We start from the raw sequence: 16,011 nt of genomic DNA on the forward strand, positions 1-16,011 counted from the left end.
CTGCCCTGCCCAGGCAGTCAGGCATCGCCCCTTGTTCCGCCGCCAACCGAGAATTCCGCGATGACGCCGACCGACGCCAAGCGCCCGCTGCAGCTCAACGATCAGGGCCAGCTGCGCCACTTCCTCTCCCTCGACGGCCTGCCGCGCGAACTGCTCAGCGAGCTGCTGGAGACTGCCGATTCCTTCCTTGAAGTCGGCGCCCGCGCCGTCAAGAAGGTGCCGCTGCTGCGCGGCAAGACGGTGTGCAACGTGTTCTTCGAGAACTCCACCCGTACCCGCACCACCTTCGAGCTGGCAGCTCAGCGACTGTCGGCCGACGTGATCACCCTCAACGTGTCGACCAGTTCGACCAGCAAGGGCGAAACCCTGTTCGACACCCTGCGCAACCTGGAAGCCATGGCCGCTGACATGTTCGTGGTGCGCCATGCCGACTCCGGCGCCGCCCACTTCATCGCCGAGCACGTATGCCCGAATGTCGCGGTCATCAACGGCGGCGACGGCCGTCACGGCCATCCGACCCAGGGCATGCTCGACATGCTCACCATCAAACGCCACAAGGGCGGCTTCGAGAATCTCTCCGTCGCGATCGTCGGCGACATCCTGCACTCGCGCGTGGCGCGCTCGGACATGCTCGCGCTGAAAACCCTCGGCTGCCCGGACATCCGCGTGATCGCGCCGAAGACCCTGCTGCCGGTGGGTATCGAGCAGTACGGCGTGCGCGTCTTCCACAACCTCGCCGAAGGCCTCAAGGACGTCGACGTGGTGATCATGCTGCGCCTGCAGAAGGAGCGCATGCAGGGCGGCCTGCTGCCCAGCGAGGGAGAGTTCTACCGTCTCTACGGCCTGACCGAGCAGCGCCTGGCTCTGGCCAAGCCGGATGCCATCGTCATGCACCCCGGCCCGATCAACCGCGGCGTGGAAATCGAATCGGCCGTGGCCGACGGCGCCCAGTCGGTGATCCTCAATCAGGTCACCTACGGCATCGCCATCCGCATGGCCGTACTGTCCATGGCCATGAGCGGGCAGACCGCGCAAAGACAAGCCGAGCAGGAGAACGCCTAAGTGAGCCTCAGTATTCTTGGCGCCCGCGTCATCGACCCGGTCAGCGGGCTGGATCAGGTCAGCGACCTGCACATCGCCGCCGGCCAGATCATCGCCATCGGCGCCGCCCCGGCCGGCTTTCAGGCCGCCCAGCGCATCGACGCCCAGGGTCTGGTTGCCGCCCCCGGCCTGGTCGACCTCAATGTCAGCCTGCGCGAACCGGGCTACAGCCGCAAAGGCACGATCAACAGCGAAACCCTGGCTGCCGCCGCCGGTGGCGTCACCAGCCTGTGCTGCCCGCCCCAGACCAAGCCGATACTGGATACCACCGCCGTTGCCGAACTGATCCTCGACCGCGCCCGCGAAGCCGGGCACGCCAAGGTCTTTCCGCTGGGCGCCTTCAGCAAGGGCCTGGCCGGCGAGCAGTTGGCCGAGCTGGTCGCCCTGCGCGACGCCGGCTGCGTGGCCTTTGCCGACGGCCTTGGCGGCTTTCACAACCCGCGCCTGCTGCGCCGGGCCATGGAATACGCGGCAACCTTCGACCTGACGCTTGTGCTGCACTCCCAGGACCCTGATCTCGCCGCCGGCGGCATGGCCCACGAAGGCGCCCTGGCCAGCTTCCGCGGCCTGGCCGGCATTCCGGAAACCGCCGAGACCGTCACCCTGGCGCGCAACCTGCTGCTGGTCGAGCAGAGCGGCGTGCGCGCACACTTCACCCAACTGACCACCGCACGCGGTGCGCAGATGATTGCCGAGGCCCAGGCACGCGGCCTGCCGGTGACCGCAGACGTGGCCCTGTACCAGCTGATCCTGACCGACGAGGCGCTGGAAGACTTCTCCAGCCTCTATCACGTGCAACCACCGCTGCGCTCGCCAGCCGATCGCGATGGCCTGCGCGCCGCCGTCAAATCCGGGGCGATCCAGGCCATCGCCAGCCACCATCAGCCGCATGAGGCCGACGCCAAGCTGGCGCCGTTCGCCGCCACCGAGCCGGGCATCAGCAGCGTCGAACTGCTCCTGCCACTGGCCCTGACGCTGGTACAGGATGGCCTGCTCAGCCTGCCGGAACTGCTGGCTCGCCTCAGTAGCGGCCCGGCCAGCGCCCTGCGTCTGCCCACCGGCCAACTGGCCACCGGCCACGCCGCCGATCTGGTGCTGTTCGACCCGCAAGCCTCGACCGTTGCGGGCGAGACCTGGCACTCCAAGGGGCAGAACTGCCCCTTCCTCGGCCACTGCCTGCCGGGTCTGGTGCGCTACACCCTGGTCGACGGGCAGGTGCGCTATCAGCGCTGAGCGTCGCCCACAAAAAAGCCCGCCAGTCGGCGGGCTTTTTTATGCCTGAAAACGACTCAGGCCGATTGCGCGTTGCGCACGGAAATCTGCGTATTCAGTGTCCAGAAGTCATACAGCACCCCGATCAGAAATAAACCGCCGGTGCACAGGTACAGAATGCCGGTCAGCCACTTTCCCATGTACATGCGGTGTACCCCGAACAGACCGAGGAAGGTCAGCAGAATCCACGCCACGTTGTAGTCGGTTTCGCCACCGTGGTAACGCAGGTCGGCCTCGCGATCCATCGAGGGGATCAGGAACAGGTCGATGATCCAGCCGATGAAGAACAGGCCGAGGGTGAAGAACCAGATGGTTCCGGTCACCGGCCGGCCATAGTAGAAACGGTGCGCCCCGAGAAAACCGAAAATCCACAGCAGATAACCGATGACCTTGCTGTGGGTGTCTGTGCGTTCCTGCATGGCAATACTCCAATCCGCAATCGAGTGTTGAGCTTTGGACCCGGCGTACCGCCGACGGTTTCATTTGCCAAGAAAAAACCCGCCGTAGCGGGTTTTTTCTTGGCCGTCAGCGAAAGCGTCTGGCGTGCGGGTCTTCTTCCGCCACTTCCAGACTGAGGCCATGACTGGAGCTGGTCAGGTGCTCGCCATCGGTTTCCGAGCCCAGCTTGATCAGCAGGCGCAGGTCGTTGGCAGAGTCCGCGTGGGCCAGGGCGTCCTCGTAGGTGATCTCGCCCTGGGAATACAGGGTGTAAAGCGCCTGGTCAAACGTCTGCATGCCCAGCTCGGTGGAGCGCTTCATCAGCGCCTTGAGCTCGTGCACCTCGCCCTTGCGGATCAGGTCGGCGGCCAGCGGGGTATTGATCAGCACTTCGATCACCGCGCGCCGCCCTTTGCCATCCGGCGTCGGCACCAGTTGCTGGGCAACGATGGCCTTGAGGTTCAGCGACAGGTCCATCCACACCTGCTGCTGACGGTCGGCCGGGAAGAAGTTGATGATGCGGTCCAGCGCCTGGTTGGCGTTGTTGGCGTGAAGGGTCGCCAGGGCCAGGTGACCGGTCTCGGCAAAGGCAACCGCGTAGTCCATAGTCTCGCGGGTCCGCACCTCGCCGATCAGGATCACGTCCGGCGCCTGGCGCAGGGTGTTCTTCAGCGCCACCTCGAAGGACTCGGTATCGATACCCACTTCACGCTGGGTGACAATGCAGCCCTGGTGCTGGTGGATGTATTCGATCGGGTCCTCGATGGAAATGATATGACCGCTGGAGTTCTTGTTGCGATAGCCGATCATGGCCGCCAGCGAGGTCGACTTGCCAGTACCAGTGGCGCCGACAAACAGCACCAGGCCACGCTTGGTCATGGCCAGCTTCTTCAGCACTTCCGGCAGCTTGAGGTCTTCGATGGTCGGGATGTTGGTCTCGATACGGCGCAGCACCATGCCCACCAGATTGCGCTGGTAGAAGGCGCTGACACGGAAACGACCGATACCGCGAGCGCTGATGGCGAAGTTACACTCGTGCTTCTCGGCGAACTCGCGACGCTGGGCCTCGTTCATCACACCCATCACGGTTTCGCGGGTCTGCTCCGGCGACAGCGGGTTCTTGGTCACCGGCATGACCTTGCCATTGACCTTCATCGACGGTGGCACGCCCGCGGTGATGAACAGGTCGGAGCCGCCCTTTTCCACCATCAGGCGCAGAAGCTTTTCAAATTCCATGCAATCCTCGGTCGGTCAGCCAGACCGCTATTAGAAGTTTTCCTGAATCTTGGCTTTTTCGCGCGCACTCTCGCGGCTGACCAAACCCTTGGCCAGCAGGTTCTTCAGGCACATGTCCAGGGTCTGCATGCCCAGCGAGCCGCCGGTCTGGATCGCCGAATACATCTGCGCCACCTTGTCTTCGCGGATCAGGTTACGGATCGCCGGGGTGCCGATCATGATCTCGTGAGCCGCGACACGGCCGCCGCCGATCTTCTTCAGCAGGGTCTGCGAGATGACCGCCTGCAGCGACTCGGACAGCATGGAACGAACCATGGACTTTTCCTCGGCCGGGAACACGTCGACGATACGGTCGATGGTCTTGGCAGCGGAGGTGGTGTGCAGGGTGCCGAAGACCAGGTGACCGGTTTCCGCAGCGGTCAGCGCCAGGCGGATGGTTTCCAGGTCGCGCATCTCACCCACCAGGATGATGTCCGGGTCTTCACGCAGTGCCGAGCGCAGAGCCTCGTTGAAACCGAGGGTGTCGCGGTGCACCTCACGCTGGTTGACCAGGCACTTCTTCGACTCGTGAACGAATTCGATCGGGTCTTCGACGGTGAGGATGTGGTGATACTTGTTGTTGTTCAGGTAATCGAGCATGGCCGCCAGAGTGGTCGACTTACCCGAACCGGTCGGCCCGGTGACCAGCACCAGACCACGCGGCACATCGGAGACCTTCTTGAAGATCTCGCCCATGCCGAGGTCTTCCATGGTCAGCACCTTGGAAGGAATGGTCCGGAATACCGCACCGGCACCGCGGTTCTGGTTGAAGGCGTTGACACGGAAGCGCGCCACGCCCGGCACTTCGAAGGAGAAGTCGGTCTCGAGGAACTCTTCGTAATCCTTGCGCTGCTTGTCGTTCATGATGTCGTAGATCAGCGCGTGCACCTGCTTGTGATCCAGCGGCGGCAGATTGATGCGGCGCACATCGCCGTCGACACGAATCATCGGCGGCAGACCGGCCGAGAGGTGCAGGTCCGAAGCGCCTTGCTTGGCGCTGAACGCCAGCAGCTCGGTAATATCCATGGGACTCCCCAATCACAAGCAAGCAGGTAGAATGCCGCCAATTCGCGGCATACAGGCAAAAGGTGCGGATTAATGTCCACCATAGCAAAGAATATTGCAAAGGTTCGCACGCGGATCCGTGAGGCCGCGCAAGCCTGCGGCCGCGATCCCGAGTCCGTCGGCCTGTTGGCTGTGAGCAAGACCAAGCCGGCCGCTGCCGTGCGCGAAGCGCATGCCTGCGGACAAGACGACTTCGGTGAAAATTACCTGCAGGAAGCGCTCAACAAGCAGGCCGAACTGAGCGACCTGGCGCTGACCTGGCATTTCATCGGCCCGATCCAGTCGAACAAGACCCGTCCGATCGCCGAGCATTTCGCCTGGGTGCATTCGGTGGATCGCCTGAAAATCGCCCAGCGCCTGTCCGAACAACGGCCCAAGCAGTTGCCACCGCTGAATATCTGCCTGCAGGTCAATGTCAGTGGCGAGGCCAGCAAGTCCGGTTGCACCCCCGAGGAGCTGGCGGCCCTGGCCCTGGCGGTCAGCCAGCTGCCCAACCTGCGCCTGCGCGGCCTGATGACCATCCCCGAACCCACCAGCGACCTTGCCCAGCAGCATGCCGCCTGTGCGCGCCTGCGCCAGCTGCGCGACGACCTGAACCTTGAGCTTGATGTCCTGTCCATGGGCATGAGCGACGATCTGGAAGCGGCGATTGCCGAAGGCGCCACTTGGGTGCGCATCGGCACCGCCCTGTTTGGCGCCCGTGATTACGGCACGCCCACTCACTGACTTTTTGAAGGAATGACTATGAAACAGCCCTGCATTGCCTTTATCGGCGCCGGCAACATGGCCGCCAGCCTGATCGGTGGTCTGCGTGCCCAGGGCCTGGCGGCCAGCCAGTTGTGCGCCAGCGAACCGGGTGCCGAGCAGCGCGCCAAGGTTGCCGGCGAGCACGGCATCGAGGTCTTTGCCGGCAATGCCGAAGCCGTGCAGGGTGCCGATGTCATCGTGCTGGCGGTCAAGCCCCAGGTCATGAAAGCGGTGTGTCTGGAGCTGGCACCCAGCCTCAGCGAAAACCAGCTGATTGTCTCCATCGCGGCCGGCATCAGTTGCGCCAGTCTGGCCAACTGGCTGGGCCAGCGCCCGATTGTCCGCTGCATGCCCAATACGCCGGCCCTGCTGCGTCAGGGCGTGAGCGGTCTGTATGCCAATGCCGAAGTGTCGGCCGAACAGCGCCAGCAGGCCGAGCAACTGCTCTCCGCCGTCGGCCTGGCCCTGTGGCTGGAGGATGAAGCACTGATCGACGCGGTGACCGCCGTTTCCGGCAGTGGCCCGGCCTATTTCTTCCTGCTGATCGAGGCCATGACCGCCGCCGGCGAAAAACTCGGCCTGCCCCGCGCCACCGCCGCGCAACTGACCCTGCACACGGCTCTCGGCGCCGCGCGCATGGCCTGCGAGAGTGATGTCGACGCCGCCGAGCTGCGCCGCCGTGTCACCTCGCCCAACGGCACCACCGAAGCGGCCATCAAGACCTTCCAGGCCGGTGGCTTCGAGGCACTGACCGCCAGGGCCATGCAGGCCGCCACCGACCGCTCGGCCGAAATGGCCGAGCAACTCGGCCAGTAAAGGAGCAGACCATGACCGGATTGAACACCGCCGCCATCTATATCCTGCAGACCCTCGGCAGCCTGTATCTGCTGATCGTCCTGCTGCGTTTCATCCTGCAACTGGTGCGGGCCGACTTCTACAACCCGCTCAGCCAGTTCGTGGTGCGCGCCACCCAGCCACTGGTGCGCCCGCTGCGCCGGCTGATCCCGGGCCTGGCCGGCCTGGACCTGGCCTCACTGATCCTGGCCATCGTCGTGCAACTGCTGCTGATGGCGCTGACCCTGCTTCTGATGGGCTACGGCGCCGACATTCTGGGGCTGGCCGGCCAGTTGCTGATCTGGTCGATCATTGGCGTCACCTCGCTGTTCATCAAGGTGTTCTTCTTCGCCCTGATCGTCAGCGTGATCCTCTCCTGGGTCGCGCCAGGCAGCTACAACCCTGGCGCTCAGCTGGTCAATCAGCTGTGCGAGCCCGTGCTGGCCCCCTTCCGCAAGCTGATTCCGAACCTGGGCGGCCTGGATATCTCGCCCATCTTTGCCTTCATCGCGCTGAACCTGATCGACATGCTGGTGATCGGCAACCTGGCCGCCATGACCGGCATGCCACGCCAGCTCAGCCCGTTCATGTAAGGCCGGGCATTGAGCTATTTCCGCTGGGACGGGGAAGACCTGATCCTCGACTGCCACCTGCAGCCCAAGGCGAGCTCCGACGAATTCGCCGGGCTGCATGGTGAGCGCCTGAAAATCCGCCTCACCGCCCCGCCCGTAGAAGGCAAGGCCAACGCCCACCTGCTGGCCTTTCTCGGCAAAGCCTTCGGCGTGGCCAAAAGTCAGGTCAGCCTGATCAGCGGCGAGCTCAACAGGCAGAAGCGCGTGCGCATCCAGAGCCCGCAGAAACTGCCGGACCTGCCCGGACTGACCGCTCAGGGTCATTGACCGACCATAAGGCGGGACAATGGCGCCAGCCAGTTGACGATCCGCCACCCTCTTCCATAATGCCTGAGCTGGATACTGGCCATTTGCCTGTGCGCCAGTTCACAGCTCATGGTCAATCCGCAGCCAAATTGGCGCGCGCGGGTTAGCGTAACGCTCACAGACCGTTGAAATTAGAAGCTGCACTCGGCACGGATGCACTGCCCGGAGGAAGATCAGGATGAGTATGGAACGTCTCAGCCAGCAGGTTGATGCCTATGTAGCCTGGAAGCGCGAGTTGATGCGCGAAATCACCCGCTACCGCAGCTGGCTGGCGCATAACCGCCTGGGCAGTGCGGCGGTGGAAGCCAAGCTCGACCGGGCGCTGAAGATCCTGCGCACCGATCACATCACCCTGGCCTTTGTCGGCGAGTTCTCCCGCGGCAAGACCGAGCTGATCAACTGCCTGTTCTTCTCGCAGTTCGGCCAGCGCATGCTGCCGTCGCAGGCCGGGCGCACCACCATGTGCCCCACCGAGCTGTATTTCGACCCGCGCTCGGAACGCTCCTATATCCGCCTGCTGCCCATCGAAACGCGCATGGCCGAGGCCAGCATTGCCCAGTTCAAGCGCGTGCCGCGGCACTGGGTGAACATCCCGCTGGATGCCAGCGACCCGAACAGCATGGCCCAGGCCTTTGCCCAGGTTGCCCGGACCAAACCCATGCCGGTGGAGCAGGCCATCCAGCTCGGCTTCCACCCGGACATGCTGGAAACCGGCGACAAGCCAGGTATCGTCCTGGTCCCGGCCTGGCGCCACGCCTTGGTCAATTTCGACCATCCCCTTCTGCGCCAGGGCCTGCGCATTCTCGACACGCCCGGCCTGAATGCGCTCGGCAGCGAGCCGGAGCTGACCCTGTCGATGCTGCCCAGCGCCCAGGCCATCATCTTCCTGCTGTCGGCCGATGCCGGTGTCACCGCCTCGGACATGAGCATCTGGCAACAGCACATCTGCCAACTGGACGACGACGCCCAGACCGGACGCTTTGCCGTACTGAACAAGATCGACGTGCTGTGGGATGACCTGGCCGGCGAAGCCTTCGTGCAGAACGCCATCAACCAGATCCGCCAGAGCACTGCCAAGCAGCTCGGCATCAAGGCGCAGGATGTACTGCCGCTGTCTGCCAAGCAGGCCCTGCTGGCCAAGGTACGCGGCGACCAGGAACTGCTCGCGCGCAGCCAGATCGATAATCTGGAACATCTGCTGTGCGAGCGCATCGTTGCGCAGAAGGAACGCCTGCTTGAAGAGTCGGTGGTCAACCAGGTCCTTGGCCTGCTCAACAACAGCCAGCACGTGCTCAACCTGCGCCTGAACAAGGTGCGCGAGCAGCAGAACCTGCTCGCCAACCATCGCCAGGACAACGGCCAGCTGCTGTTCGAGCTGACCGCCAAGACCAAGGAAGACCACACCCGCCACCACAAGCGCCTGCTGGGATTGAAGACCAACCAGCGCCTGGTCAAGCGCCAGGGCGATCTGCTGCGCTTCGCCGCCCGCCCTGAGCGGCTGGAGGAACACCTGGGCAAGGTCAAGGACAACCTGCGTAGCAGCTGGACCACCCTCGGCATCAACCACGCCATCCTGCACTTCTTCCGCGCCGTGGAGTTCGACCTGACCTCCCTGGAGCACGAAGCCGCGCTGGCCAACAAGATGGTCGGCGCCATCTACCAGCGGCATAACGCCGAGAATCCGCTGCACGGCCTGGACGCGCCGCAGCTCAACATCAAGCGCTACCAACGCGAGCTGGGCCAGCTACGGGCCAAGGCCGATCGTTTCCGGCGCAACCTGAAAACCCTGCTCACCGAGCAGCGCCTGCTGACCCGGCGCTTCCTCACCACGCTCGCCCAGGAAGTGATGGGCCTGCACCAGCGCCTGCGCCAGGAAACCTACCAGTGGAGCAGCGATGCGCTGATGCCACTGATGCAGCACACCCTGGAGCACAAGCAGATGCTGGAAAGCCATATGGTTCGGCTCAAGGCGCTGGCTCAGGAAACCCAGCAGACCCACCAGCGCGGCCTGCAGTTCAAGCAGTACGCCGAAGACCTGGAGCGCCAGCTGGCCGAGGCCAACGAGATGCTGCGCGTACTGCGCCGCCCGGCGCCGGTCCAGCGCCAGGGCAAGGTCGTCAGCCTGCCACTCGCCGCACGCGCCTCCTCGTCTGCCGAACGCAGCTAAGTTGTTGTTTTAGCGAGTCCACCCAGCGCCCCGTGCGATTGCCGCCCGGGGCGCTGTTCTTTAGACTGCAGCTCTCCCCCGAACACGAGCAGGGTCGATGCCCACTGTCATCCCCGAAGATAGCGTTGGTCTGGTCAGCCCACAGGTAGCGCAGTTCGCCGAACCGCTGGCGCTGGCCTGTGGCCGCAGCCTGAGCCACTACGAACTGGTCTACGAGACCTACGGCGAACTGAATGCCGAGCGCAGCAACGCCGTGCTGATCTGTCATGCCCTGTCCGGCCATCATCATGCCGCCGGCTACCACAGCATGGACGAGCGCAAGCCTGGCTGGTGGGACAGCTGTATCGGCCCGGGCAAGCCGATCGATACGCGCAAGTTCTTCGTTGTCAGCCTCAACAACCTCGGCGGCTGCAACGGCTCCACCGGCCCCGCCAGCCGCAATCCGCAGACTGGCCGCGTCTACGGCTCGGACTTCCCGGTGGTCACGGTAGAAGACTGGGTCAACAGCCAGGCCCTGCTGGCCGACCGCCTGGGCATCAGTCAGTGGGCCGCGGTCATTGGCGGCAGCCTCGGCGGCATGCAGGCGCTGCAGTGGACCATCAGCTACCCCGAGCGCGTGCGCCACTGCCTGTGCATCGCCTCGGCGCCCAAGCTTTCGGCACAGAACATTGCCTTCAACGAGGTCGCGCGCCAGGCCATCCTCACCGACCCGGACTACCGCGGCGGCGACTTCCAGGAGCAGGGCGTAATTCCCAAGCGCGGGCTGATGCTGGCGCGCATGGTCGGCCACATCACCTACCTGTCCGACGATGCCATGGGCGAGAAGTTCGGCCGCGAGCGCAAGAGCGAGACGCCCAACTTCGACCTGCACAACGTCGAGTTCCAGGTCGAGAGCTACCTGCGCTACCAGGGCGAGGAATTCTCCGGGCGCTTCGATGCCAACACCTACCTGCTGATGACCAAGGCGCTGGACTACTTCGACCCGGCCGCCAGCCAGGGCGGTGATCTGGCCAAGACCCTCAGCGTGGCCAAGGCCGATTTCTGCGTGATGTCCTTCACCACCGACTGGCGCTTCTCGCCGGCACGCTCGCGGGAAATCGTCGATGCGCTGATGGCGGCGAAGAAGAACGTCAGCTATCTGGAAATCGAAGCCGCCCAGGGCCACGACGCCTTCCTCATTCCCATCCCCCGCTACCTGCAGGGATTCTCTGCCTACATGAACCGGATCAAGGTGTAAGCCATGCGTGCCGACCTGGAAATCATCCACGAGTGGATTCCCTCCGGCAGCCGCGTGCTCGACCTCGGTTGCGGCGACGGCGACCTGCTGGCCAGCCTGGCCGAACACAAGCAGGTCAGCGGCTATGGCCTGGAAATCGATCCGGACAAGATCACCGCGTGCATCGCCCGCGGGATCAACGTGGTCGAGCAGAACATCGACCAGGGGCTGGGCAACTTCGCCAGCAACAGCTTCGACGTGGTGGTCATGACCCAGTCGCTGCAGGCCCTGCAATACCCGGACAAGGTGCTGGCGGAGATGCTGCGGGTGGGCAAGACCTGCATCATCACCTTCCCCAACTTCGGCCACTGGCGCTGCCGCTGGTACCTGACCACCAAGGGCCGCATGCCGGTGTCGGACTTCCTGCCCTACACCTGGTACAACACGCCGAACATCCACTTCTGCACCTTTGCCGACTTCGAGCGCCTGTGCCATGCCCAGGGCGCGCGAATCGAGGAAGGCTTGGCGGTGGACCGCGAACACCGCCATAGCCTGGGTAGCCGGCTGTGGCCTAATCTGATGGGCGAGATCGGCATCTACCGCATCAGTGGTGCCGGTCTGGCCGAACACCGCGTCGCGGTGTAGTCCACCACGCTTTGGAGGATCGATCATGCGCCGTCTAACCGCTCTACTACTCAGTCTGCTCGTCAGCCTGCCGGCACTTGCCGAACGCAAGCAAAGCTTTGCCGAAGTCGATGTGCACTACAGCGTGTTCAATTCCAGCTTCCTGCAGCCGGACACCGCCAGCGCGGTCGGCCTGGTCCGCAGCAAGACCCAGGGCGTGGTCACCGTGTCCGTGCTCAAGGCCGGCAAGCCGCTGCCGGCCCAGGTCAAGGGCGAAGTGAAGAACCTGCTGGGCCAGGTCACCCCGCTCAGTTTCAAGCAGGTGACCGAACCCGGTGCCGCCTACTACCTGGCGCAATTTCCGCTGAGCACCCGCGAGGTGCTGACCTTCACCCTCGACGTACAGGGCGGTGACGGCAGCAACAACCGCGTCAGCTTCAACCAAGAAGTGTTCCCCGACGAATGATGATCGAAGAACTGGTACTGGCCAGCCACAACGCCGGCAAACTGAAAGAACTGCAGGCCATGCTCGGCGCCCACATCAAGGTGCGCTCGATTGCTGAGTTCAGCAGCGTGGAGCCGGATGAAACCGGTCTGTCGTTCGTCGAGAACGCCATCCTGAAGGCCCGCCACGCCGCTCGCGTGTCGGGTCTGCCGGCACTGGCCGACGACTCCGGACTGGCCGTGGATGCCCTGGGCGGCGCGCCGGGCATCTACTCGGCGCGCTACGCAGGCGGCAAGGATGATGCGGCGAACAACGCCAAGCTGCTGGATGCCCTCAAGGATGTGCCGGATGCCGAGCGCGGTGCGCAGTTCGTCTGCGCCCTGGCGCTGGTGCGACACGCCGATGACCCGCTGCCGATTCTCTGCGAAGGCCTGTGGCCGGGCCGCATCCTGCACACCCCACGTGGCGAGCAGGGCTTCGGCTACGACCCGCTGTTCTGGGTGGCCGAACGCCAGTGCTCCAGCGCCGAGCTACCGGCTGCCGAGAAGAACCAGCTCAGCCACCGCGCGCGCGCCATGGCCCTGCTCAAGCAGCGCCTGGGATTGGCATGAACAGTCCGGCAGGCAGCCCGTTCGCGCTGCCGCCGCTGGCCCTGTATATCCATATCCCGTGGTGCGTGCGCAAATGCCCGTACTGCGACTTCAACTCCCATGCCGCCGGGCCGAACCTGCCTGAAGACGAGTACGTCGCCGCGCTGCTGGCCGACCTTGATCAGGACCTGGCGCAGGCACAGGGTCGCCAGCTGACCTCGATCTTCTTTGGCGGCGGCACACCCAGCCTGTTTTCGGCCAAGGCGCTGGGACAGATTCTCGAAGGTGTGGAACGACGCATCGGCTTTGCCGGGGATATCGAAATCACCCTGGAAGCCAACCCTGGCACCTTCGAGCAAGCCAAGTTCAGCGCCTACCGCCGCCTGGGTATCAATCGCCTGTCGATCGGTGTGCAGAGCTTCCAGAGTGCTCAGCTCAAGGCCCTCGGCCGCATCCACGACGGCGATGAAGCGATTCGAGCCGCGGACATGGCACGTGCCGCCGGCTTCGACAACTTCAACCTCGACCTCATGCACGGCCTGCCGGGGCAGGATGTCACCGCGGCACTGGACGACCTGCGCACCGCGATTGCCCAGGCACCCACCCATCTGTCCTGGTATCAGCTGACCATGGAACCCAACACGGTGTTCTGGAACCAGCCACCGGAGCTGCCGGAAGACGACACACTGTGGGATATTCAGGAGGCCGGCCAGGTCCTGCTCGCCGAACACGGTTACCAGCAGTACGAAACCTCGGCCTATGCCCGGGACAACCATCGCGCCCGGCATAACCTCAACTACTGGACCTTCGGCGACTTTCTCGGCATTGGTGCCGGCGCCCACGCCAAGCTGAGCGACGCGAACGGGCAGATCCGGCGCAGCTGGAAGACCCGTCTGCCCAAGGACTACCTGGACAGCGGCAAGGCTTTCCAGGCCGGCGAACGCCTGCTGAGCGCAGACGAACTGCCCTTCGAGTTCCTCATGAACGCCCTGCGCCTGACGGAGGGCGTTCCCACTCAGCTGTTCTGCCAGCGCACCGGACTGTCGGAGCAGAGCCTCGCCGAAGGGCGCCGCCTGGCCGAGCAACAGGGGCTGCTGGAGAATGACCCAGCGCGGCTATGCGCCACGCCCAGAGGCCAACTGTTTCTCAACGACCTGCTGCAAAGCTTTCTGCCCTAGGGGCTAAGGACGCCTGATGGATCTCGTGCTCGATCTGATCGCCACTCTGTCGCACTGGTGCCGCGCTCACCTGCACAATATTTCCCTGGCCATTCTGGCCACTCTGTTCGTGCTGTTCGGCCCGGATCTGAATGCCTGGCTGCAACGTCGCCTGGGCAGCCTCAACTTCGTTTTCCGCACCCTGCTGTTCGTGCTGTTCTGCGCACTGGTCTACGGCCTGGGCATCATTTACCTGACACCCTGGCTGGCCAAAGGCCTGGCCTACTTCAACAACTACACCCTGGCCCCCGTGTTGCTGCTAGTGTTCTTTCTGGTCGGCGTGCTGTCCGACCGCAGCTAACGGCACAGCCACCGTCCTCATGGAGCCGCACCGATGTCCGTAAAACACCTGTATATCTTCTTCAACGACGGCCAGCGCATGTCCCTCGCCTTCCCCACCCAGAAAGAAGACCCGCTGCAGGCCATCCGCGGCCTGCGCGAACAGATGAACACCCCCTTCATCAGCTTCGAAGTGGATGGCGACCTGCTGATGATTCCGCGCGAAAGCATCAAGTACATCCAGGTCTGCCCGGCCCCCAGCGGACTGCCCGAGCTGACCATTCGCGGTGCCTCGCTGCTGGAATAAGCCCCGAGCTTTTCTGCCAGGCACAAAAAAGCCGCCCCGAGGAGCGGCTTTTTGTTGCTGCTGTCGGCCTCAGTTGCCCTGCTGCCGCAGGCTTGCCGGGCTGAAGCTGCGTGGGCTGATGTCGGCATTGAAGTCGTACATCGGCTCGTTGTTGTCCAGGCCATCGACGAAGTAGCGGCCGCCCTTGAAGTCGTAGATGGTTTCCAGGGTGCTGGAGAACACCGGGACATCGTAGTAACTGATCGGATGACTTTCCTGCAGGCCAACCAGCTTGCCACCCTTGTCATACAGGTCAACCGCGAGAATCTGCCAGCTGTCCTCGTCGATATAGAAGCGACGCTTGGCATAGGGATGACTGAAACCGGTACGCAATTCGCCTTCAACTATCCATACGCGATGCAGCTCGTAGCGCAGCAGGTCCGGGTTGACTGTCTTGGCCTTGAGGATCTGCTCGTAGGGAATGCCCTTCTGGTGCACGGCGTAGCTGTTGTACGGCACCAGCATTTCCTGCTTGCCAAGCAACTTCCACTCGTAGCGATCCGGTGCGCCGTTGTACGAGTCGACCTGATCAGCCAGGGCCATACCGTTGGTGTCCGGCTGCAGGGCGTCATAGGCCAGCATCGGCAGGCGACGCACACGGCGCTCGCCGCGGTTGAAGCGCCAGGCCTTACGGATGGCCATCACTTGGTCGATGGTTTCCTCGACCAGCAAGGCCGAGCCGGCCAGTTTGGAGGGTGCGGTCACGCTGTACTTGTAGTGAAACAGGGTATTGTCCAGATCGCCCTCTTGAGCGCCCTGGCGACCATAGACGAAGTAGATTTCCCGGTCGCGCAGCACCAGGCTGTAGCTGCCGTTGGCCAGTACCGCCACATGGTTGGCAACCATGTGAATCTGCTCGCCACGGAAACGCATGATGTGGTTCCAGATCACCTCCTGGCCATTCTGCGGGAGCGGGAAGGGCGTGCCCGCAGCGGCACCACTAACACCATTACCACCGGCAATCAGTTCAGCCTTGGTCGCGTTGGCCTTGGTCGCGTCGTACACATACTGCGGCGCGGCGGCACTACGACGGCTCGGGAAAACCCGCATATTGAAGTCAGGATGGGTCTGCAGCAGGGTCTGCAGGCCAGCTGGCAACACCTTCTGATACTGGCCGAGGTTCTGCGCATTGACCGTGTACAACACGGCATCACCGGCATAAGGATCCGGATGGTGCATGCCCGGCTGGTAGGACGCCGGCGGAGTGGTCAGGCCGCCATCCCAGACCGGAATGGTGCCCGCCGCATTGGCGGCGCGCTCGCCGCCCAGAGGCGTGAGATCCTGACCCAGGCGGGTAGCCTGGGCAGCGTCAACTTTGGCCTGGGCCGGCAGGCAGAGCGCAGCCAGGGCCAATACTGCAACATGTCTCAACACAGCGTTCTCCTTGCGGCACTTGAATAGCGCCGTCAGTTTGTTCTTGCTGCCAACCAGTTTAGGCCAGCCAGCCGGGATTGCCG

General features: G+C 63.8%; 18 protein-coding genes. 14 read left to right on the forward strand and 4 right to left on the reverse strand.

The window, feature by feature from the left end; all coding sequences use genetic code 11:
• Positions 1 to 60: 60 nt before the first annotated feature.
• Together HNP49_RS02625 and HNP49_RS02630 are read left to right on the forward strand one after the other, a co-directional pair.
• Positions 61 to 1,062 (forward strand): aspartate carbamoyltransferase catalytic subunit, encoded by a 1,002-nt coding sequence (locus HNP49_RS02625; RefSeq protein ID WP_184680369.1) that lies wholly within the window; start codon positions 61 to 63, stop codon positions 1,060 to 1,062.
• The gene (locus tag HNP49_RS02630; protein ID WP_184680371.1) at positions 1,063 to 2,334 is read left to right on the forward strand and encodes a dihydroorotase; all 1,272 of its coding nucleotides are present in this window, start codon (positions 1,063 to 1,065) and stop codon (positions 2,332 to 2,334) included.
• Between the two features lie 56 nt (positions 2,335 to 2,390).
• On the opposite strand, the gene HNP49_RS02635 is transcribed toward HNP49_RS02630, so the two are convergent.
• From HNP49_RS02635 to pilT, 3 genes are all read right to left on the reverse strand, one after another.
• A complete protein-coding gene (locus tag HNP49_RS02635; RefSeq protein ID WP_184680372.1) occupies positions 2,391 to 2,792 on the reverse strand; it encodes a TM2 domain-containing protein in 402 nt (133 codons plus the stop codon).
• A 106-nt stretch (positions 2,793 to 2,898) separates the two neighbouring features.
• Positions 2,899 to 4,047 carry a PilT/PilU family type 4a pilus ATPase gene (locus HNP49_RS02640; protein WP_184680374.1) on the reverse strand — a complete coding sequence of 383 codons (1,149 nt, stop codon included), beginning with the start codon at positions 4,045 to 4,047 and terminating at the stop codon, positions 2,899 to 2,901.
• Positions 4,048 to 4,077: 30 nt separating this feature from the next.
• Positions 4,078 to 5,112: a type IV pilus twitching motility protein PilT gene (pilT, locus tag HNP49_RS02645; RefSeq protein ID WP_184680375.1), complete on the reverse strand. Its 1,035-nt coding sequence runs from the start codon at positions 5,110 to 5,112 to the stop codon at positions 4,078 to 4,080.
• Positions 5,113 to 5,184: 72 nt separating this feature from the next.
• On the opposite strand from pilT, the gene HNP49_RS02650 reads away from it, so the two are divergent.
• From HNP49_RS02650 to HNP49_RS02705, 12 genes are all read left to right on the forward strand, one after another.
• On the forward strand, positions 5,185 to 5,877 hold the full coding sequence (locus HNP49_RS02650; protein WP_184680377.1) for a YggS family pyridoxal phosphate-dependent enzyme: 693 nt from the start codon (positions 5,185 to 5,187) through the stop codon (positions 5,875 to 5,877).
• Between the two features lie 18 nt (positions 5,878 to 5,895).
• Positions 5,896 to 6,714 (forward strand): pyrroline-5-carboxylate reductase, encoded by an 819-nt coding sequence (proC, locus tag HNP49_RS02655; RefSeq protein WP_184680379.1) that lies wholly within the window; start codon positions 5,896 to 5,898, stop codon positions 6,712 to 6,714.
• 11 nt (positions 6,715 to 6,725) lie between these two features.
• Positions 6,726 to 7,325 carry a YggT family protein gene (locus HNP49_RS02660; RefSeq protein WP_184680380.1) on the forward strand — a complete coding sequence of 200 codons (600 nt, stop codon included), beginning with the start codon at positions 6,726 to 6,728 and terminating at the stop codon, positions 7,323 to 7,325.
• A gap of 9 nt (positions 7,326 to 7,334) precedes the next feature.
• Positions 7,335 to 7,631 carry a DUF167 domain-containing protein gene (locus HNP49_RS02665; protein WP_184680382.1) on the forward strand — a complete coding sequence of 99 codons (297 nt, stop codon included), beginning with the start codon at positions 7,335 to 7,337 and terminating at the stop codon, positions 7,629 to 7,631.
• 217 nt (positions 7,632 to 7,848) lie between these two features.
• Entirely contained in the window at positions 7,849 to 9,837 is a 1,989-nt protein-coding gene (locus HNP49_RS02670) for a dynamin-like GTPase family protein (protein ID WP_184680384.1), read from the forward strand.
• 97 nt (positions 9,838 to 9,934) lie between these two features.
• Complete coding sequence (locus tag HNP49_RS02675) at positions 9,935 to 11,074, forward strand: homoserine O-acetyltransferase (RefSeq protein ID WP_095939783.1); 1,140 nt, start codon at positions 9,935 to 9,937, stop codon at positions 11,072 to 11,074.
• 3 nt (positions 11,075 to 11,077) lie between these two features.
• On the forward strand, positions 11,078 to 11,698 hold the full coding sequence (gene metW, locus HNP49_RS02680) for a methionine biosynthesis protein MetW (protein ID WP_095939782.1): 621 nt from the start codon (positions 11,078 to 11,080) through the stop codon (positions 11,696 to 11,698).
• 25 nt (positions 11,699 to 11,723) lie between these two features.
• On the forward strand, positions 11,724 to 12,143 hold the full coding sequence (locus HNP49_RS02685; protein ID WP_095939781.1) for a DUF4426 domain-containing protein: 420 nt from the start codon (positions 11,724 to 11,726) through the stop codon (positions 12,141 to 12,143).
• Complete coding sequence (rdgB, locus tag HNP49_RS02690; protein ID WP_184680386.1) at positions 12,140 to 12,733, forward strand: RdgB/HAM1 family non-canonical purine NTP pyrophosphatase; 594 nt, start codon at positions 12,140 to 12,142, stop codon at positions 12,731 to 12,733. The genes HNP49_RS02685 and rdgB overlap by 4 nt, the downstream gene beginning before the upstream one ends.
• Complete coding sequence (hemW, locus tag HNP49_RS02695; protein WP_184680387.1) at positions 12,730 to 13,890, forward strand: radical SAM family heme chaperone HemW; 1,161 nt, start codon at positions 12,730 to 12,732, stop codon at positions 13,888 to 13,890. Before rdgB ends, hemW begins: the two co-directional genes overlap by 4 nt.
• A 16-nt stretch (positions 13,891 to 13,906) precedes the next feature.
• Positions 13,907 to 14,230 carry a DUF3392 domain-containing protein gene (locus tag HNP49_RS02700; protein WP_095939778.1) on the forward strand — a complete coding sequence of 108 codons (324 nt, stop codon included), beginning with the start codon at positions 13,907 to 13,909 and terminating at the stop codon, positions 14,228 to 14,230.
• Positions 14,231 to 14,263: 33 nt separating this feature from the next.
• Positions 14,264 to 14,515, forward strand: coding sequence for a hypothetical protein (locus HNP49_RS02705; protein WP_095939777.1), 252 nt, complete (start codon positions 14,264 to 14,266; stop codon positions 14,513 to 14,515).
• 69 nt (positions 14,516 to 14,584) lie between these two features.
• Here HNP49_RS02705 and HNP49_RS02710 read toward each other — a convergent pair whose 3' ends face one another.
• Complete coding sequence (locus tag HNP49_RS02710) at positions 14,585 to 15,928, reverse strand: DUF1329 domain-containing protein (protein WP_184680390.1); 1,344 nt, start codon at positions 15,926 to 15,928, stop codon at positions 14,585 to 14,587.
• Positions 15,929 to 16,011: the final 83 nt, after the last annotated feature.

This window comes from Pseudomonas fluvialis (assembly GCF_014207935.1).
GTDB classification, from domain to species: Bacteria; Pseudomonadota; Gammaproteobacteria; order Pseudomonadales; family Pseudomonadaceae; genus Aquipseudomonas; species Aquipseudomonas fluvialis_A.